At 75.7% G+C, this 17,534-nt stretch carries 10 protein-coding genes; 5 read left to right on the top strand and 5 right to left on the bottom strand.

From position 1 onward, the window contains the following. Window positions 1-186: 186 nt before the first annotated feature. Both lhgO and ABD954_RS16035 read right to left on the bottom strand, forming a co-directional pair. Complete coding sequence (lhgO, locus tag ABD954_RS16040) at window positions 187-1,386, bottom strand: L-2-hydroxyglutarate oxidase (protein ID WP_345486721.1); 1,200 nt, start codon at window positions 1,384-1,386, stop codon at window positions 187-189. An 82-nt stretch (window positions 1,387-1,468) separates the two neighbouring features. After that, the gene (locus tag ABD954_RS16035; RefSeq protein ID WP_345486720.1) at window positions 1,469-3,142 is read right to left on the bottom strand and encodes an NsdA family TPR-like regulatory protein; all 1,674 of its coding nucleotides are present in this window, start codon (window positions 3,140-3,142) and stop codon (window positions 1,469-1,471) included. Between the two features lie 562 nt (window positions 3,143-3,704). Here ABD954_RS16035 and ABD954_RS16030 point away from each other — a divergent pair. The 3 genes from ABD954_RS16030 (at window position 3,705) to ABD954_RS16020 (ending at window position 9,549) form a co-directional block, all read left to right on the top strand. Further along, a complete protein-coding gene (locus ABD954_RS16030; protein WP_345492219.1) occupies window positions 3,705-5,834 on the top strand; it encodes an asparagine synthase-related protein in 2,130 nt (709 codons plus the stop codon). Window positions 5,835-5,949: 115 nt separating this feature from the next. Beyond that, window positions 5,950-6,186 (top strand): hypothetical protein, encoded by a 237-nt coding sequence (locus ABD954_RS16025; RefSeq protein ID WP_345486719.1) that lies wholly within the window; start codon window positions 5,950-5,952, stop codon window positions 6,184-6,186. 75 nt (window positions 6,187-6,261) lie between these two features. Next, window positions 6,262-9,549, top strand: a complete 3,288-nt coding sequence (locus ABD954_RS16020; RefSeq protein WP_345486718.1) for an ATP-binding protein — start codon at window positions 6,262-6,264, stop codon at window positions 9,547-9,549. A 55-nt stretch (window positions 9,550-9,604) separates the two neighbouring features. On the opposite strand, the gene ABD954_RS16015 is transcribed toward ABD954_RS16020, so the two are convergent. After that, window positions 9,605-11,605 carry a sigma-70 family RNA polymerase sigma factor gene (locus ABD954_RS16015; RefSeq protein ID WP_345486717.1) on the bottom strand — a complete coding sequence of 667 codons (2,001 nt, stop codon included), beginning with the start codon at window positions 11,603-11,605 and terminating at the stop codon, window positions 9,605-9,607. A 241-nt stretch (window positions 11,606-11,846) separates the two neighbouring features. Then, a complete protein-coding gene (locus tag ABD954_RS16010) occupies window positions 11,847-12,614 on the bottom strand; it encodes a TetR/AcrR family transcriptional regulator (RefSeq protein WP_345486716.1) in 768 nt (255 codons plus the stop codon). A 353-nt stretch (window positions 12,615-12,967) separates the two neighbouring features. On the opposite strand from ABD954_RS16010, the gene ABD954_RS16005 reads away from it, so the two are divergent. Both ABD954_RS16005 and ABD954_RS16000 read left to right on the top strand, forming a co-directional pair. Next, window positions 12,968-14,356, top strand: a complete 1,389-nt coding sequence (locus tag ABD954_RS16005) for an NAD(P)/FAD-dependent oxidoreductase (protein ID WP_382746118.1) — start codon at window positions 12,968-12,970, stop codon at window positions 14,354-14,356. A 106-nt stretch (window positions 14,357-14,462) separates the two neighbouring features. Beyond that, the gene (locus tag ABD954_RS16000; RefSeq protein WP_345486714.1) at window positions 14,463-16,115 is read left to right on the top strand and encodes an ATP-binding SpoIIE family protein phosphatase; all 1,653 of its coding nucleotides are present in this window, start codon (window positions 14,463-14,465) and stop codon (window positions 16,113-16,115) included. A gap of 6 nt (window positions 16,116-16,121) precedes the next feature. On the opposite strand, the gene ABD954_RS15995 is transcribed toward ABD954_RS16000, so the two are convergent. Continuing rightward, a complete protein-coding gene (locus ABD954_RS15995) occupies window positions 16,122-17,399 on the bottom strand; it encodes an MFS transporter (protein ID WP_345492217.1) in 1,278 nt (425 codons plus the stop codon). Window positions 17,400-17,534 lie beyond the last annotated feature (135 nt).

Genomic DNA, 17,534 nt, shown 5'->3' with positions numbered 1-17,534 from the left:
GGAGGGCCCGCGGAGGACGGGCGCACGGAGGGAGGGCCTGCGGAGGGCGGGCGTGCGGGGGCGGGTCCGGGCGCCGGGCGGGGCCACGGAGGACCGGCCCACGGAGGGAGGGCCCGCGGAGGACGGGCGTGCGCGGCCTGCGCCGCACGGACCCGCGCTGGATGGACCCGCGCAGGCCGGGCGCGGCTACAGCAGGGCCAGCGCCCGGCCGGCCACTTCGCGGCCGATCGGGAGGGAGGCCGTCGCCGCCGGTGAGGGGGCGTTGAGCACGTGGACCGTCCGCACCGACTCGCGGATCAGGAAGTCGTCCACCAGAGTGCCGTCCTTCAGCACCGCCTGCGCCCGCACCCCCGGAGCCGCCCGCCGCAGGTCGCGCTCCTCGACGATCGGGAGCATGCGCCGTACGGCCTCGGTGAAGGCGCGCTTGGACAGGGAGCGGTGCAGTTCGCCCGCCCCGTAGCGCCAGTGCGCGCGGGCTATCGCCCAGCTGCCGGGCCAGGCGAGGGTGCCCGCGAGGTCCCGCGGGCGGACGACCGACCAGCCGTATCCCTCCCGGGCGAGCGCCGGGACCGCGTTCGGCCCGACATGGACGCCGCCGTCGATGCCGCGGGTGAGGTGGACGCCGAGGAAGGGGAAGGCCGGATCCGGCACCGGATAGACCAGGCCGCGCACCAGGGAGGGGTCCGCCAGCTTGTAGTACTCCCCCCGGAAGGGGACGATCCGCATCTCCGGGTCGTCGCCGGCGAGCCGCGCCACCCGGTCGCAGTGCAGCCCCGCGCAGTTCACCAGGACCCGTCCGCGCACCACGCGCCCCGCCGCCGTGCGCACCGCCACGCCCCAGGGGCGCCGGTCGACGGCGGTGACCGCCGAGCCGTACAGGATCCGGGCGCCCGACGCCTCGGCGAGCTTGGCCGCCACCGCCCCGTAGTCGACGATGCCGGTGGTGCCGACGTGGATCGCGGCCAGGCCCCGCACCCGCGGCTCGTACTCGCTGATCTGCGCCGGGCCCAGCTCGCGGACCGGGATGCCGTTCTCCCGGCCGCGCTGCACGAGGGCGTGCAGCCGGGGCAGCTCCTCGCGGCCGGTGGCGACGATCAGCTTGCCGGTGACCTCGTGGGGGATGCCGTACTCGGCGCAGAACTTGACCATCTCGGCCGCGCCCTCGACCGCGAAGCGGGCCTTGAGCGAGCCGGGTCGGTAGTAGATCCCGCTGTGGATCACGCCGCTGTTCCGCCCGGTCTGGTGGCGCGCCGGGGCGTGCTCCTTCTCCAGGACCGTGACGCGGGTGCCCGGGGCGGCGCGCGTGATCGCGTACGCCGTCGACAGACCGACGATCCCGCCGCCGATCACGAGCACGTCACAGTCATAGCGGTCCGACTCGGACACCAGCGCCACCTCCCACCCCTGATAGTGCACTGGCCCACTGACAACCCGGCTAAACCGCCCGCACCGTGGGACACGTGTCACGTCACGCGGGCGCGACGAGGAGCGGGCGGGCCCGTTCCCGCAGCTCCATGACCCGCGGTTCGTCCCCGTACGGTTCGAGCCGGTGCAGCAGGTCTCGCACGTACTCCGTGGTGCGGGCCGAGGAGATCCGTCCGGCCACCTCCACCGCGCGCGTGCCGGCGGCGCAGGCCGCGTCCAGGTTGCCCGACTCCAGCTCGGCGACGGCCGACACGACCAGCCGGAGCCCGTGCGAGCGCACGTACTCCTCGGTGGGCCGGGACAGCGCCTGCTCGGTGAAGCGGCGCACCTGCCGGGGCGCCTTCAGGTCGCGGTAGCACTCGGCGGCGTCCGCGCAGAACCGGTCGTACGAGTAGAAGCCGAGCCAGGACGGGTCGCCGTCGCCCTCGCGGGACCGCTCCAGCCAGCCCTCCGCGGCCTTGAGCGCGGCGGCCGCCGCCGCCCCGTCGCCCGCCTTGGCGTGCGCCCGGGCCTCCACCAGGCGGAAGAAGGACAGGGTGCGGGCGGTGGCCAGGCCCCGGTTGCGTTCGAGGGCGGCCTGCGCGAGGTCGACTCCCTCGTCGGCGAACCCGCGGTAGGTCGCCTGGAGGGACATGGAGGCGAGGACGTACCCGCCGAGCGGTACGTCGGCGGCGGCGCGGGCGAGCCGCAGCGCCTGGATGTAGTAGCGCTGGGCGGCTTCCTGCTGGCCAGTGTCGAAGGCCATCCAGCCGGCGAGCCGGGTGAGCTCGGCGGTCGCGCCGAACAGGGCCCGGCCGACCTCGTCGGAGTAGGAGCCGAGCAGCAGCGGCGCGGCGTCGACGCGTAAGCACTCGGGCACCATGGAGGACCGCCAGTCGCCGCCGCCGTATTTGGAGTCCCAGCGGCGCGCGTCCTCGGCGGCCTCGCGCAGCTTGGCGACGTCGCTGTGTCCCACCCGCACGTGCTCCACGTGCTCGACCGGGCCGGCCGCGTTCCCCGGGCCGGCCGCGTTCCCCGGGCCGGCCGCGTTCCCCGGGCCCGCCACCCCCGCCGGGCCCGTCACCCCCGCCGGGCCCGCGGCACCCGTCGTGCCTGCCACGCCGAGAGCGCCGGGTCCGCCTGCCGGGCCGGCCGTGCCGCCGGTGGCTCCCGGGACCGTGGTGATCCGGGCCCCCGACCGCATGCCTCCGGGCCCGCCCGTCGGCCCCGCGCCGTGGCCCGGGTCCGCCTCCGGGCGCGGGGCGCGGCGCTCGACCGAGGGGTCGGCGGGGGTGATCAGCCAGCGGGAGGCGGGCGTCGCGTAGGCGCTCACCGAGAAGGAGCCGGCGAGCGACTGCCAGATCCCGCCTCCGCCCCGCCGACCGGCGAGATCCAGCCGGTACAGCTCGGTGGCCGAGCGGACCGCCTCGCCGACGTCGCGCGGGAAGGCGAGGCCCACCTCGGGAGCGGGGTCGGCGTCGGCGAGGCCGATCTCGTGCAGCGGCACCGGCCGGCCGAGCTTCTGGCCGATCGCGGCCGCGATCAGGTGCGGGGCGGCGCCCTGCGGCACCATGCCCTTGGACACCCACCGGGCCACGGACGTCTTGTCGTAACGGAGCGTCAGGCCGCGCTGCGCCCCGAGGTCGTTGACCCGCCGGGCGAGCCCGGCATTGCTGATTCCCGCGAGGGCGAGAACCGTGCCGAGCTTTTCGTTCGGCCCGCGTTGCTCCCTGGACATGACGCCACCCCTCGACACGACACCCAGACGGCCGCCACGACGCCGGGCATAGGCGTGCGGCATTCGTAAGCACAGCGTAGTTCGCCGGATCCCGACCGTTAAGGGGCGGTGTTCCGTATGGCGAGATTGTTGTGCGATGGGATGAGCTGCCCGGCCGTGGCGGTGCGTCGTGCTCCGGCCGTGTGGCCGTGCGCCCGGCCGTGCGCTCTCGCCCGGCCCTCGGGGGAGCGCTTCCATGAGTGCTGCGTGGGTCGGCCCGCTTGGCCGAGGACCGATGTCCCGGACGGGCGGGCTGGGGGACACCGTCGCCCCATTCCCCGCGGGCGGCGGACGGCTCCGGGAGGCGTCACGCCTCCCGGCTGCCGGAAGCCCGTCCTCTTTCACCGCCGGCCGGTCGGAGAAACCCGCCCCCCGCGGGGCGGTTGAGAATGGCCGAAAGGTGACGGTGCTCAACTGGCCCATGCCAGGGGCGCATTCGCCCTTGCCGTGATGCCCCTCGTGATACCTCCCGTGCGCCGTTGTCATGGCAGCATGTCTCCACTCGACCTTTGTGGAGGCGGCGATGCGGTGGCTGGTGGGTTGGAGCAGTGTCGCCGCGCGCTTCGGCACGCACGGCGTGCCCCCGGGGCCGCCGCCCGGATCGGCGGGCGCCGTCGGCGACCCGGCCGAGGGGCGCACGGTGCAGCCGGTGGGCGCGCAACTCCTGTGGGGCGACCCCGATCCGCTGTGGGCGGTCGGCGACTGGCGCCCCGACGAGGTGCGCCTGGTCGCCGTCGACGAGCACACCCGGCTCGCCGTCCTCGGCTGCTGCGCCGCGAGCGACGAGGAACTGCGGCGCGGCCTGCTGACCGCGCGCGGGGGCGCACTGCGGCACCTGACCGCATGGCCGGGCAGCTACACCGCCGTCGTCAGGGCCGGCCGGCGCATCACCGTCACCGGTGACCTCGCCGGCGCCCGGCCCGTCTTCCACACCCCGTGGGCCGGCGGCACGGCCTACGGCACCGCCGCCCTGCCGCTCGCCGACCTCACCGAGGCCCAGCTCGACATCGGCCACCTCGCCGCCCTGCTCGCCTGCCCCGAGACCCCGGAGGCGCTGCGCGACTCCACCCCGTACGAGGGAGTGCGCCGGGTGCCGCCCGGACACGCGCTGATCCTGCGCGAGGGCTCCCGGGAGATCACCGGCTACGAGACGGTCGCCTCCCTCGCCGTCGCCGCGCCCGAGGCCGACCCCCGGCAGGCCGTGGAGGCCGTACGGGACGCCCTCGTCGAAGCGGTACGCGCGCGGCTCACCGCGCCCCGGCACGCCCCCGAGATGCCGCTGCCCGACCCGGGCCCGGTGCCCGGCATGGGCCCCGCCGACCGGCGCGCGGCCCGCGGGACCGGGCCCGCGCCCGGCATCGGCGCCGACCTGTCCGGCGGCAGCGCCTCCGGCACCCTCGCCCTGCTCGCGGCGGGGCTGCCCGGCGTGCCCGGCACGATCCTGGGCCACGGCACCGGGGCGGGCGAACGGCTGCTGGCCGTCACCTTCAACGACCTGGCCACGCCCGGGCGCACGGACGAACTCGAACGCGCCCGGGAGATCGCCGCCAACCCGCGACTGCACCACGTGGTCGTCGCGGCCGGCGAGGAGGCCCTGCCGTACGCGGAGCTCGAAGGCCCGCTCACCGACGAGCCCGGCCCCTCCCTGGTGTCGGCCGAACGCCACCGCAGGCGGCTGGCGGGCGGCAGCGCCGACCACTTCACCGGCTTCGGCGCCCGCCAGGTCCTCGACGCCCACCCGGCCCGGCTCGCCGACCTCCTGATGGACCGCCGGCGCCGCTCCCTGGTGCGGCCGGTCACGGCGCTCGCCAAGGCGACCGGCGCCTCGGCGGGGGCGCTGCTCGTGCCGCTGACGGTGTACCGCGCGGCGCGGCGGCTCGCCCGTACGCCGTACCGGACCGGTCTCGAGGCCGCCGCCACCCGGGTCCTGGAGGCCAACCGCGCGCCCACCGGGGCCTATGGCCCGCTCGAGGCCTCGCTCTCCGCGCTCGCCTGGTCGCGGCCGGGGCCCGCGGCGCGCTGGCTGACCGGGGAGGCGCTGGCGGAAGTATCGGTTCGCCTGCACCGGGCGGCGACCCTGCCCACCTCCGTGCAGCGCCCGGGCGAGGCACGCGCGCGTGCCGCACTCGCCCGTGCCGCGGCCGACCACCGGGTCCTGGAACAGGCCGCGGAGATCCGCGGCCAGCGCCTGCACACCCCCTTCCTGGACAACCAGGTCGTACGGGCCTGCCGCAACCTGCCCGAATCGCTGCGGGTCCAGCCCGACGCCCGAGCCGGCGTCCTGCGCACCGTCCTCGCGGGCGCCGGCATCCACGACCTCCCGCCGGGCTGGGGCGCCTCCCATCCCGCCGTCCCGGCCGCGGCCACCCGCGCCGGGCTGCGCGCCGCCCTGCCCCAGCTCATGGCCCTGTTCGACGCGCCGCTCCTCGCCGACGCGGGCCTGATCGAGGCCCGCGTGGTCCGCCGCGCCCTGCGCGCCGCCGCCGACGGCGAACAGGTCCCCCTCGACGGCCTCGCCGACCTCGTCTCCACCGAACTCTGGCTCCGCCGCCTCCTCGCCCGCCGCGGCTCCTGCTGGACCGGCACGGCGGCCCCCCGCCACCGCGCCGTCCCGGGACCGCTGATCCCCACGGGCCGGTCGCTGCCGGCGTGAGGAGGAGCCTCGGATACGGGTTACGTCCTCCCCGACCCGGTCGCCGCACCCGAGGGCAGCGTCGAGGACCAGCAGCCGTGGCACGCCCCCGACCCTCGTGCTCCTCGTCACCGAAGTGACCTGCGAAGTGACCTGCGCGTCCCCGGCCGGCCGACCGGACCGAAGGACCCGCGGCTACGCCCGCGCAGGCACGCCCGTCCGTCTGCTGATCGACCGCGAGGCGGCCGGCGAGGCCGTCGTCCGCTCCGGCCCCGACGGCGGCGGCGACGCGCGCAACAGCGCCCACGAGGCGGGGACGCGCGTCCCGCTCCCGGGCCCGCTCGGCTCCGGGCCCGGCACCTCGGAGTTCTGACCGCGCCCGCGCCGGTCCGGGAGACCCGACCGAAACCCCGAGGCGCTCGCCACCCCCGCCCGTGACAATGATCCGGTGCGGTACCTCATCCTCGGCACCACCGAGGCCCTCGACCCCCACGGCGCCCCGGTCCCCCTCGGCGGCGCCCGGCTGCGTGCCCTGCTCGCCGCGCTCGCGCTGCGCGGGGGCCGGGCGGTGCCGGTCGCGGAGCTCGTGGACGACGTGTACGGGGCCGAGCCGCCGCACGACCCCGGCGCCGCGGTGCAGGCCCTCGTCGGCCGGCTGCGCAGGGTCCTCGGCAAGGACGCCGTCGCCTCCGGCCCCGGTGGATACCGGCTGGTCGCCGGCCCCGAGGACATCGACCTGTACGTCTTCGAGCGGCACGCCCGCGAAGCCGACGCCCGCCTCGACACCGGCGATCCGGACGCCGCCGCCGCACTGCTGCGCACCGCCCTCGGCCTCTTCCGGGGCCCGGCCCTCGCCGACCTGCCCGCGCCCGCGGGCGTACGGCCCGAGGCACAGCGGCTGGCCGCGCTCCGCCGGCGCGTCGAGGCCGACCTGCGGCGCGGCGCCACCGCCGGACTGGTCCCCGAGCTGACCGAGCTGACCGGCGCACATCCGTACGACGAGACCTTCCACGCCCAGCTGATCCGCGCCCTGCGCGCCGAGGGACGCCCCGCCGACGCCCTCGCCGCCTACGACAGGGCCCGCCGCACCCTCGCCGACGGGCTCGGCGCCGACCCCGGCCCCGAGCTCACCGCCCTGTACGCCGAACTCCTCGCCGCGGCGCCTCCTCCGCCCCCGCCGCGGGGCCCGGCCGCCACTGCCGAGCCCGGCAACATCCGCCCCCGTCTCACCTCCTTCGTCGGCCGCGAACCCGAACTCGCCGCGCTCCGCGCCGACCTCCGGCACTCCCGGCTCGTCACCCTCACCGGACCCGGCGGCTCCGGAAAGACCCGCCTCGCCGAGGAGGCGGCCCTCCAGGCCGTCGGCCCCGCCGCCTGGATCGCCGAACTCGCCCCGCTCGACGACCCCGACGCCGTACCGGGCGCCGTCCTCTCCGCCCTCCGGCTGCGCGAGACCAACCTGATCAGCCGGGACGGACAGCCCCTCCAGGACGATCCGACCGCCCACCTCGTCGAGCACCTCGCCCGCCGCCCCCTGCTCCTCGTCCTCGACAACTGCGAGCACGTCATCGGCGCCGCCGCCACCCTCGCCGAGACCCTGCTCACCCGCTGCCCCGACCTGCGCGTGCTCGCCACCAGCCGCGAACCCCTGGGCGTCCCCGGCGAAACCGTCCGCCCCGTCGAGCCGCTCCCGCCGACCCCCGCCCACCGGCTCTTCGCCGAACGCGCCCGCGCGGTGCGGCCCGGCTTCCGCGTCGAGGACGACCAGCCGGCCGTCGACGAGATCTGCCGCCGCCTCGACGGCCTGCCGCTCGCCATCGAACTCGCCGCCGCCCGCCTGAGGCTGCTCACCCCCCGGCAGATCGCCGACCGCCTCGACGACCGCTTCCGCCTCCTGACCTCCGGCTCCCGGACCGCGCTGCCCCGCCAGCAGACCCTGCGCGCCGTCGTCGACTGGTCCTGGGACCTCCTGGACGCCCGGGAGCGCGACCTGCTCCGCCAGGTCTCCGTCTTCGCCGGAGGCTGGGACCTCGCCGCCGCCGAAGCCCTCACCGCGAGCAGGCCGAGCGCCCCGAGCGCCCCGAGCGCCCCGAGCGCCCCGAGCACTCCGGGGGCCCCGGTGTCCCCGGGCGGCCCGCACGCTCCCCACACCGCCGACACCGCCGACACCGTCGGCGCCCTCGGCAGCCTCGTCGAGAAGTCCCTCGTCGTCGCCACCCCCACCGACGACGGCGAGATGCGCTACCGCCTCCTGGAGACCATCCACGAGTACGCGGTCGAGCGCGCCGCCGAGACTCCGGAACTCCTCGCCGCCGCCGAGGCCACCCACACCGCCCACTTCACCGCCCTCGCCGAGCGCGCCGAACCCCTGCTGCGCTCGGGCGAACAGCTCCCCTGGATCTCCCGCGTCGAGCGCGACCTCGACAACCTCCGCGCCGCCCTGCACCGCACCGTCGCCGCCGGCGACGAGGCCGCCGCGCTCCGGCTGGTCCTCGCCCTCGGCTGGTTCTGGTGGCTGCGGAACTACCGACCCGAGGGCCTCGCCTGGACCGAGCGCGTCGTCCGGCTGGGAGACGACCCCGAGGACCCGGCCCACCCCCGCTACTGGCCCCGCATGCACCTGCGCATGCTGCACTTCTTCCTCGCCGTGGAGAGCCAGACCGTCCCCGCCTTCCGCGACGACCCGGAGGTCACCGCCCTCGTCGACCGCCTGCGCACCGCCTTCGCCACCGACCCCGGCCCGGAGGCCGCCCGCTTCCCGGGCCTGCTGTGGCCGTTCACGGCGTATCTCACGGGCGAGCCGGCCGACGTCCGCGCCCTCCTCGACATCGCCGTCGCCAACACCCGCCGCCACGGCGGCGCATGGGAGACGGGCGTCACACTGATGTTCCGCACCCACATGGCCATCGACATGCCCGGCGGCACGCCCGACGTCGACGACGACCTCGCCGAGCTGCGGGCCCTGTCCCGGCGGGTCGGCGACCGCTGGATGCGCGCCCAGGTCGAGAGCGCGGCGGGCGAGGCCAACCTGCTCCAGGGCCGTGACGCCGAGGCCCGCGAGGCGTACGAGGAGGCCCTGGGCCTCGCCCGCGAGGTCGGCGCGCACGCGGAGGCGCCGTTCCTGATAGCCCGGCTCGCCGAACTGGACTTCCGCCTCGGCGACGTGACCGCCGCCGTCCGGGGCCTGCGGGAGGCGACGGCGGTGGCCGAGCGACACCGCGTCCGCGACACCGAGACCTACGTACGCTTCCTGCTGGCCGGAATCGCGCTCCACGAGGGCGACCTCACCGGCGCCCGCCGGCACATGGAGACGGCCGGCGCGCTGATCGGCGAAAGCACCCCGCCCCCGCACTTCCAGGCCCTCGTGACCGGACTCGCCGCCCGGATCGAGGCGCACGAGGGCGCGGGAGCGGTGGCCGTCGCGCGCGCCGTCCAGGCCCTGCGGATGGCGGTGGACGCCCAGTGCGCCCAGGTCTTCGCGGCCGGTCTCGCCGACGGCCTCGCCACCGCCCTCGCCCTCGGCGGCGCACTCGCCCCCGCCGTGACCGTGCTGGCCGCCGCCGGCACCTGGCGCGGCGATGCCCCGGCGGCCGTCCCCGAGGTCCGCGAGGCGGCGGACATCACGGCCCTGGCACGCGCCGGGCTCACCCCCGACGCCTACGAGGCCGCCCGGGCCGCCGGCCGTGACCTCGACGTGGCGAAGGTCCTCGCCTTCGCGGAGCCCTACACGACGTAGCCGCGTGGGCCCGCGGGCCCACGCGCGACGCGGGCGTCCCGGCGCCTCGGCGGGCTCAGCGGCAGCTGATGCGGGAGTTCGCCCAGTCCGCGACCGCCGCCCGGCCGAAGGGCGTGTGGTCCTCGACCACGAGCCGGAGCGTGCGGCGGCCGGAGAGGGCGACCTGCACGGGGACCGGGGCGTCGCCCGGGCGGATCACCGGGGAGCGCCAGAGCCGCTCGCCGTCGCCGTACACGGAGAAGCGGACGCCGCCGACGCCGAGCGGGGCGCTCATGTCGTCGAGGCCGACGAGCGCTTCGTAGCTGGTGCACTGCCGGTTGAGGTCGATCAGCACGGAGGACGGGACGTGCATGCTGACGCCGTGCGCGTAGCGGGTGCCGCCCATGGAGACGCTGGAGCGCTGCCACATCCAGCTGCTGGCCGCGAGGTTCACCTCCGGCTCGGTGCCGTCTCCGGCGATGCCGTACCGGAGCCGGTTGAGCTGGTAGACGGCCGGCACGGTGGGAGTCGGCTTCGGCGTGGCCTTCGGTGCCGTCCGCGACGGGCTGGGCTTCGGCTTCGGCGTGGGCTTGGGGGACGGCGTCGGCCGTGGGCTCGGCCTCGCGCTCGGCGTCGTCGGCTCGGGGTCGGCCGGCGGAGCCGGTACGGGCGGAGGCACCGGCTTCGGTGCCGGCGGGGGCGTCGGCTTCGGCGCGGGCGGCGGCGGTTCGACGGCGGCGACGGCCGGCGGCGTGGCCGCGGGCTGCGCGACGGGCTCCTGGTCCGATCCGGTCAGCGCCCAGACCAGGCCGGCGGTCGCGGCGACGGCGGCGACGGCCGCGATGCCCGCCTTCGCGGGGATGCCCAGGCCCTCGGCGGCCGCCGCCGAGGCCCCGGCCGTGCTGCCCGCGGTGCCCGTCCCCGTGGCGGCGGCCGCGGCGCCGGCCGCTCCCGCGCCGGCGGCACCTCCGGCGGCGATGCCCGCCGCCTTGAGGGAGTACCCGGCGGCGAACCAGCCGATGACGGCGACCGGCAGAAGTGCGGGGATCCCGGCGTTCACGTGGGCCAGCTCACCGGCGGCGAGCCGGCACTTGGCGCACTCGTCGAGGTGCTTGCGCAGACCCCGCTCGGCCCGCATCCGCAGGCCGCCGCGGGCGAACGCGCCGAGCCGGTCGGCGTAGCGGGCGCAGTCGCCGCCGGTGGTGAGCGACTGGCTGACATGGGCCTGGAGATACGCCTGCTTGAGGCCCTCGCGGGCCCGGCTGGCCAGAACCGCGGTCGCGTTGGCGGTCAGGCCGAACAGCGGCGCGATCTCGCTCGGCGACTCCTCCTCGACCGTGGTGTGCCACAGCACGGCCTGCCAGCGCTCCGGCAGCGAACGGAACGCCTGCATGGCGAGCGACTGCTCGGCCTCGTGCATGGCCCGCACGTCCGCGCCCAGGTCCAGGCCCGCCCCGAACGTCGCCGTCTGGTCGGCGACCTCGGCGGCCCGGGCGGCGTCCTCGGCGAACACGGCGAAGTCCTCGACCAGGTGCTCGCGCTTCTGGGTCCTGGTCCAGGTCGCGGCCACCCGGCGCACGCTGGTCAGGAGGTAGGCGCGGACCGCCTGTTCGGGGCCCGCGCCGCCCCGCACCGCCTGCAGGGTGCGGGCGAAGACCTCGGCCGTCAGGTCGTCGGCGGTGTCCGCGTCCCGGCAGCAGCTGCGCGCGTAGCGGCGGACGGCGGCGGAGTGCCGGCGGAACAGCTCCTCGTACGCGCCGTCGTCGCCCTCCCGCATCCGCTGCACGAGCTCGGCGTCGGACGGCGGAAGGTCCAGCGGCGGCGGCAGTACGGATCCGGACCCGGCCTCGGCCTCGTCGGCGAAGGACTGCGGGGCCGTACCGCCCTCGCGCTGCTGCGGCACGCTCACCTCGGCCGCCGAGCCGAGGGCCCCGTCCGCGCCCGGGACGGCACCGGCGCCCTGGCCGGGAGCGCCGGCCGGACCGCCCTGGTCGGGCACCTGGGCCGGGGGCGGGCTCACGGCCTCCGCGGTGCCGCCGTCTCCGCCCAGCGCTTCGTCCCGACTGTCACCGCTCATCGCGGAAGCCCCCGTATGCACGCTCGGACCCGAACACCGGCCAAGCGTGCCACAGAGCGCGGGCACGCCGAGCCCGCACGCCCACTTACCACTCGTCCGGGGCGACTTCCCGTTCCCGGGCGTGACCGCTCACCCGTTCGGTCCAGGCTCGGTGGTCCGTCCGATCACCGGCGGCCGGCCCCGGTCCGTATGACCGAGACCGTCTCCGAGCGCGCACGAGGGCGCCAGGACGCCGCCGCCGTCACCGCGAGCGAAGACCCTCCAGGAGGATGTCGAGGAGACGGGTCGACGCCGCCGCCTGCTGGGCCGCGTCCGGCAGCGCCGGCGCGCCGGTGGCTATGACGAGCAGGACATCGGACACCGTCACGTCCGCCCGCAGCTCGCCCGCCTCCCGCGCCCGCTCGACCAGCCGGCCCACGACCTCCAGGAGCTCCGAGGCCCCGGCGTCGTCCTGCTCGGCCGCCGGCACCGCGCGCGGCGCGACCACCCGCTGGTCGCCGTGCTCCGCGAACCCGTCGGCACCCGCGCCACCCGCCGCGTCCGCCACGGCGGAGGCCCGCTGATGCGGCACCCGCGCCTCGTCGTCCGGCGCACCGGCCGGCAGCACCACCTCGTCGACACCCACCCGCAGCACCTGCGGCGGCAGCAGCCGGCCGGCGCCCGAGGCGACCGACGTGCGCAGGAACCGGGACAGCGCCGACCACGGCTCGTCCTCCTGGCCGAGGGCGGTCCGCGCCTGCTCGGTGAGCCGCGCCGTCTCCTCCTCGGCTATCCGCCGGACCAGCACGTCCTTGCTCGGGAAACGGCGGTACACGGTGCCGACGCCGACCCGGGCGCGGCGCGCCACGTCCTCCATCGGAGCCCCGTACCCGAGCTCGCCGAACACCTCGCGCGCGGCCCGCAGCACGTGCTCCAGATTGCGCTGGGCATCCACCCGCAGGGGCGCGGATCGCCCGTTCGCCATCGACTGCGCCGTACGAACCTGCCCGTACGAATCCTGAATCTGCATAAGCGTTCCCCCGCTCATGATGTCTCCCCCCGGAGACTCCCCGCCCTGACACGGGGTCCGTCCGCGCCGCGCTCCTTGGTCCACGCGCGGCGATCCGACACCCCGACGAAGTACGAACATAGTTGAGTCCGGGTCAATTCAGAAGGGGCAGTTCCGTACGGTGCGCCCCCCGATCGGAGCAAGGACCCGGACCCTCCCGATTCAGGACCCGCCACCCACCCGCCACCCCCACCCTGACCTGCGGACTTCCTCCCGCGCCCGGTCCGTTCGCCACCCCGCGCCTCCGTAGTCCGCCGGTCACACAATTTGTCGGGCCTGTGGACAAACCCCGGATGGCGTTGCGTCATGGGACAGTGACCGAACCTGTGCGCATTCTCGTTGTCGGCGGCGGCTACGTCGGGATGTACACCGCGCTGCGCCTGCAGCGGCAGCTCAAGACGGAGCTGAGAAGCCGCGCGGCCGAGATCACGGTGGTCACCCCCGACCCGTACATGACGTACCAGCCGTTCCTGCCCGAGGCCGCCGCCGGCTCCATCTCCCCGCGGCACGTCGTCGTCCCCCTCCGCCGCGTCCTCGACCGCTGCCGCATCGTCATCGGCGAGGTCCACTCCATCGACCACGCGAAGCGGACGGCGACCCTCTCCACCCTCGCGACCGAGGAGGAGGGAGCCGGTCACGTCCGGCTCGGCTACGACGAACTCGTCATCGCCCCCGGCTCCGTCTCCCGCGCCCTCCCGGTCCCGGGCCTCGCCGACCACGGCATCGGCTTCAAGACCGTCGAAGAGGCCATCGGCCTGCGCAACCACGTCATCGAGCAGATGGACATCGCGTCCTCCACCCGCGACCCGGCCATCCGCGACGCCGCCCTCACCTTCGTCTTCGTCGGCGGCGGCTACGCGGGCGTGGAGGCCCTCGCCGAACTCGAGGACATGGCCCGCTACACGGCCCGCTACTACCACAACATCAAGCCCGAGGACCTGCGCTGGATCCTCGTCGAGGCGACCGACCGGATCCTGCCCGAGGTCGGCGAGGAGATGGGCCGCTACGCCATCCGCGAGCTGCGCGCCCGCAACATCGACGTCCGGCTGGGCACCCGCCTCGAATCCTGCGAGAACCGCGTCGCCGTCCTCTCCGACGGCAGCCGGCTGCCCACCCGTACCGTCGTGTGGACCGCCGGCGTCAAACCCGCGCCGCTCGTCGCCGCCACCGACCTGCCCCGCAACGAACGCGGCCGGATCGTCTGCACCCCGTACCTCACCGTCGACGGAGTCGAACACGCCTGGGCCGCCGGCGACGCCGCCGCCGTCCCCGACGTCACGGCCGGGGAACCCGGCAAGGAGTACGCGCCCAACGCCCAGCACGCCGTCCGCCAGACCAAGGTGCTCGCCGAGAACATCGCCGCCTCCCTGCGCGGACAGCCGCTCAAGGAGTACGCGCACGCGTACGCGGGCTCCGTGGCGTCCCTCGGCCTCCACAAGGGCGTCGCCCACGTCTACGGCCGCAAACTCAAGGGCTACCCGGCCTGGTTCATGCACCGCGCCTACCACCTCAGCCGGGTCCCCACCTTCAACCGCAAGGCCCGCGTCCTGGCCGAATGGACCCTGTCCGGCCTGTTCAAACGCGAGATCGTCTCCCTGGGCTCCCTGGAACACCCCCGGGCCGAATTCGAACTCGCCGCCGCCCCACCACCCGCCCCCAAGGACAGGTCACCGGGCGACAGCCCCGGCGAGTCTTCGGCCTGACATCACTGTCAGTGCACTCGCCCACACTGGACGTGTGACCATAGGTGGGCTCACACCTGCACAGAGTGACTCTGCACGGCAACGACACGACGAGGCATACAGATCCGTGAACTTCACCCGTTGGAGCGCCCGTCTCCCCGGTACGCAGCGCCGAGCGGCGGCCCGCGGGACCGAGGGCGCCGTGCCCGCGGCCCGCGGTGAGTACGGGCCCCGGCCGGACCACCCCGCCGACGCCGCCGCAGACGTCCCCGCGGGCGTGCCCGCCCTGGAGGACTTCACCGTCCGCGAGATCGTCGGCCGCCTCCCCGGCCTCGTCGCGCTCGTGTACGGGCCGGAGCACCGCATCGCGTACGTCAACGACGCCTACGCCGCCGCCTTCGGCCCCCGCCCCGCCGGAGCCACCGTCGCCGCCACCTGCCCCGAGGCGGAGGAGCTCGGCCTGCTCCCGCTCCTCGACCAGGTCCTGCGCAGCGGCAAGCCCCGCACGGTCAAGTCCCGCCGCACCCAGGACGGCGGTTCCTACACCGTCACCTGCCTGCCCGTGGACAGCCCGCACCTCGCCGACGGCGGCGTCCTCGTCCACGCCGCCGACGTCACCGACCACGCCGAGGCCGCCGAGCGGCTCCGCGCCAGCGAGCGCCGCCACCGCGAGACCGCCGTCACCCTCCAGCGCTCCCTGCTCCCGCAGGAGCTGGAGCAGCCCGACGACCTGCGGATCGCCGCCACCTACCAGCCCGGCGGCACCGACGCCGCCGTCGGCGGCGACTGGTACGACGTCATCACCCTCGGCGCCGGCCGCACCGCCCTCGTCATCGGCGACGTCATGGGCCGCGGCGTCCGCGCCGCCGCCGTCATGGGCCAGCTGCGCACCGCCGTCCGCGCCTACGCCCGCCTCGACCTGCCGCCGCACGAGGTGCTCCAGCTCCTCGACGGCCTCGCCGCCGAGATCGACGCCAGCCAGATCGCCACCTGCGTCTACGCCATCCACGACCCGAACGAGGGCAAGCTCGTCTACGCCTCCGCCGGCCACCTGCCGATCCTCGTCCGGGACGAGGACGGCACCGTCCGCCGCGCCGAGGACCCCACCGGGCCCCCGCTCGGCACCGGCGGCTGGCTGCACACCTCCGGCACCATCGCCCTGCCGCCAGGCTCCACCGCCGTCCTCTATACGGACGGCCTCGTCGAGCGGCGACGCGAGGACATCGACGAGGGCGTCGCCGCCCTGGAGCGCGCTCTGTCCGGCGCCACCGGCACGCCCCAGGTCGTCTGCGACCGCCTGCTGCGCTCCCTCGGCGTCACCGCGGAGCACGACGACGACGTGGCCGTGCTCGTCCTCCAGCACCCGGCGCGCAAGGGCCCCGACGCCGAGCTGTTCCACAACGCGGCACTGGAGCTCCTCGGCGGAGTGGAGGCGGCACCACGCGCGCGTGCCTTCGCCTCCGGAGTCCTCGCCAGCTGGCGCTTCCCGGTGGAGCTGCGCGACCTCGGCGTCCTCGCCACCAGCGAGCTGGTGGCGAACTCCCTCCAGCACGGCACCCCGCCCATGCGCCTGCGGCTGCGCCGCACCGACCGCCGCCTGATCATCGAGGTGACGGACGGCGACGACCATCTGCCGCGCCGCCGCAGGGCGGAAACGGAGGACGAGGCGGGTCGCGGTATCTCGATCATCGCGACGATTGCCTCGTCCTGGGGGAGCCGCCGCACACCGGGCGGCGGCAAAGCGGTGTGGTGCGAGTTCGCCCTGCCGGACACGCCGTGAGGCGCGTCAGGCGGTGGCGGTCTCCTTCGCCGGTTCGTGCCGGGCCACGATCTTCGACGGCCTGGCGGCGAGCGACGGCTGGTTCTGCACCGGCGTGAGCCGCTTGCCGAGCCGGACCGCCAGCACGGTGATGCCGAGCGAGAACAGCACGAAGGTGATGATGTACGGGCCGTGCAGCGAGGCCCCCATGGGCCCGCCGACCGCGGGGCCGACCGCCAGCGCCAGCTGCTTCACCAGGGCGAAGGCCGAGTTGTACGTCCCGACCATCGACTCCGGCGCCAGGTCCGCCACCAGCGGCGCGACCGTCGGCGACAGCATCGCCTCACCGAGCCCGAACAGCGCGTACGTGGAGACGAACGCCGCCGTCGCCATCGCCTGGCTGCCGTGCCCCAGACCCGCGTACCCGGCGAACAGCCACGCCACGGTCCAGATCAGCCCGACCGCGGCGATGACCCGGGTCCGCTTGCGGCGCTCGACGAACTTCAGCACCAGGAACTGGGCGGCCACGATGACGGCCGTGTTCGCGGCCAGGGCGATGCCGAGCGTCGACGGGGCGATCCCCGCGGCCTCCGTGCCGTACGCGGCGAGACCCGACTCGAACTGCCCGTAGCAGGCGAAGAACAGCACGAAGCCCAGCACGCACAGCTGCACCATCGCCTTGTGCCCGAGCAGCACCCGCAGGGCGCCGCCCTTGCCGGCGGCGGGCCGTGCCCCCTGGAAGGCGGGCGACTGCGGCATCCGCACGGTCAGCACGATCCCCGCGAGCACCAGGAACATCGCCGCCTCGATCGAGAACAGCAGCAGGAAGCTGTCGGGTCGGCTCGCGTCGACCAGCTGGCCGCCGATCAGACCGCCGATGCCGAGGCCCAGGTTCTGCAGGAAGAACTGCATGGCGAACGAGCGGGTACGCGTGGCCTGCGTCGAGCACCACACGATCATCGTCGCGAGCGCCGGCTGCATGACGGCCGTACCGGCACCGAGCAGCGCCGCGGACCCGACGGCGGCGGGCACCGAGGACGCGACCCCCATCCCGAGCGCGCCGAGCGCGGCGAGCAGCGAGGCCACGAGCAGCACGGGAACCGGCCCGCGCCGGTCGACGGCCCGACCGCTGAAGGGCAGCACGAGGAGCGCGGCCATGGCGAACACGGCCAGGACGACGCCCGCCGTGCCCGCGCCCAGATCCCGCACCTGAGCGACGTACACATAGAGGTACGGCACGGTGAAGCCGAGTCCGAACGCGCTCAGCGCGCTGCCTGCCTGAATCCGGCGCATCGCTGCGCCCATCGCCTTGGTCACACTCACCCACTTCGGTCGCGGGTTCAGCTCTGTAGCCCTGAACCCTGAAGACTTCAACACTAAAGTTCGAGGCTTAACAATACACATGGAAGGACTTCAACGCCAACGACCACCGTGGAATAC

It is taken from the genome of Streptomyces roseoviridis, assembly GCF_039535235.1.
GTDB classification, from domain to species: domain Bacteria; phylum Actinomycetota; class Actinomycetes; order Streptomycetales; family Streptomycetaceae; genus Streptomyces; species Streptomyces roseoviridis.
Note: the sequence above shows the minus strand (reverse complement) of the source record. Positions and strands in the feature narration are given on the sequence as shown.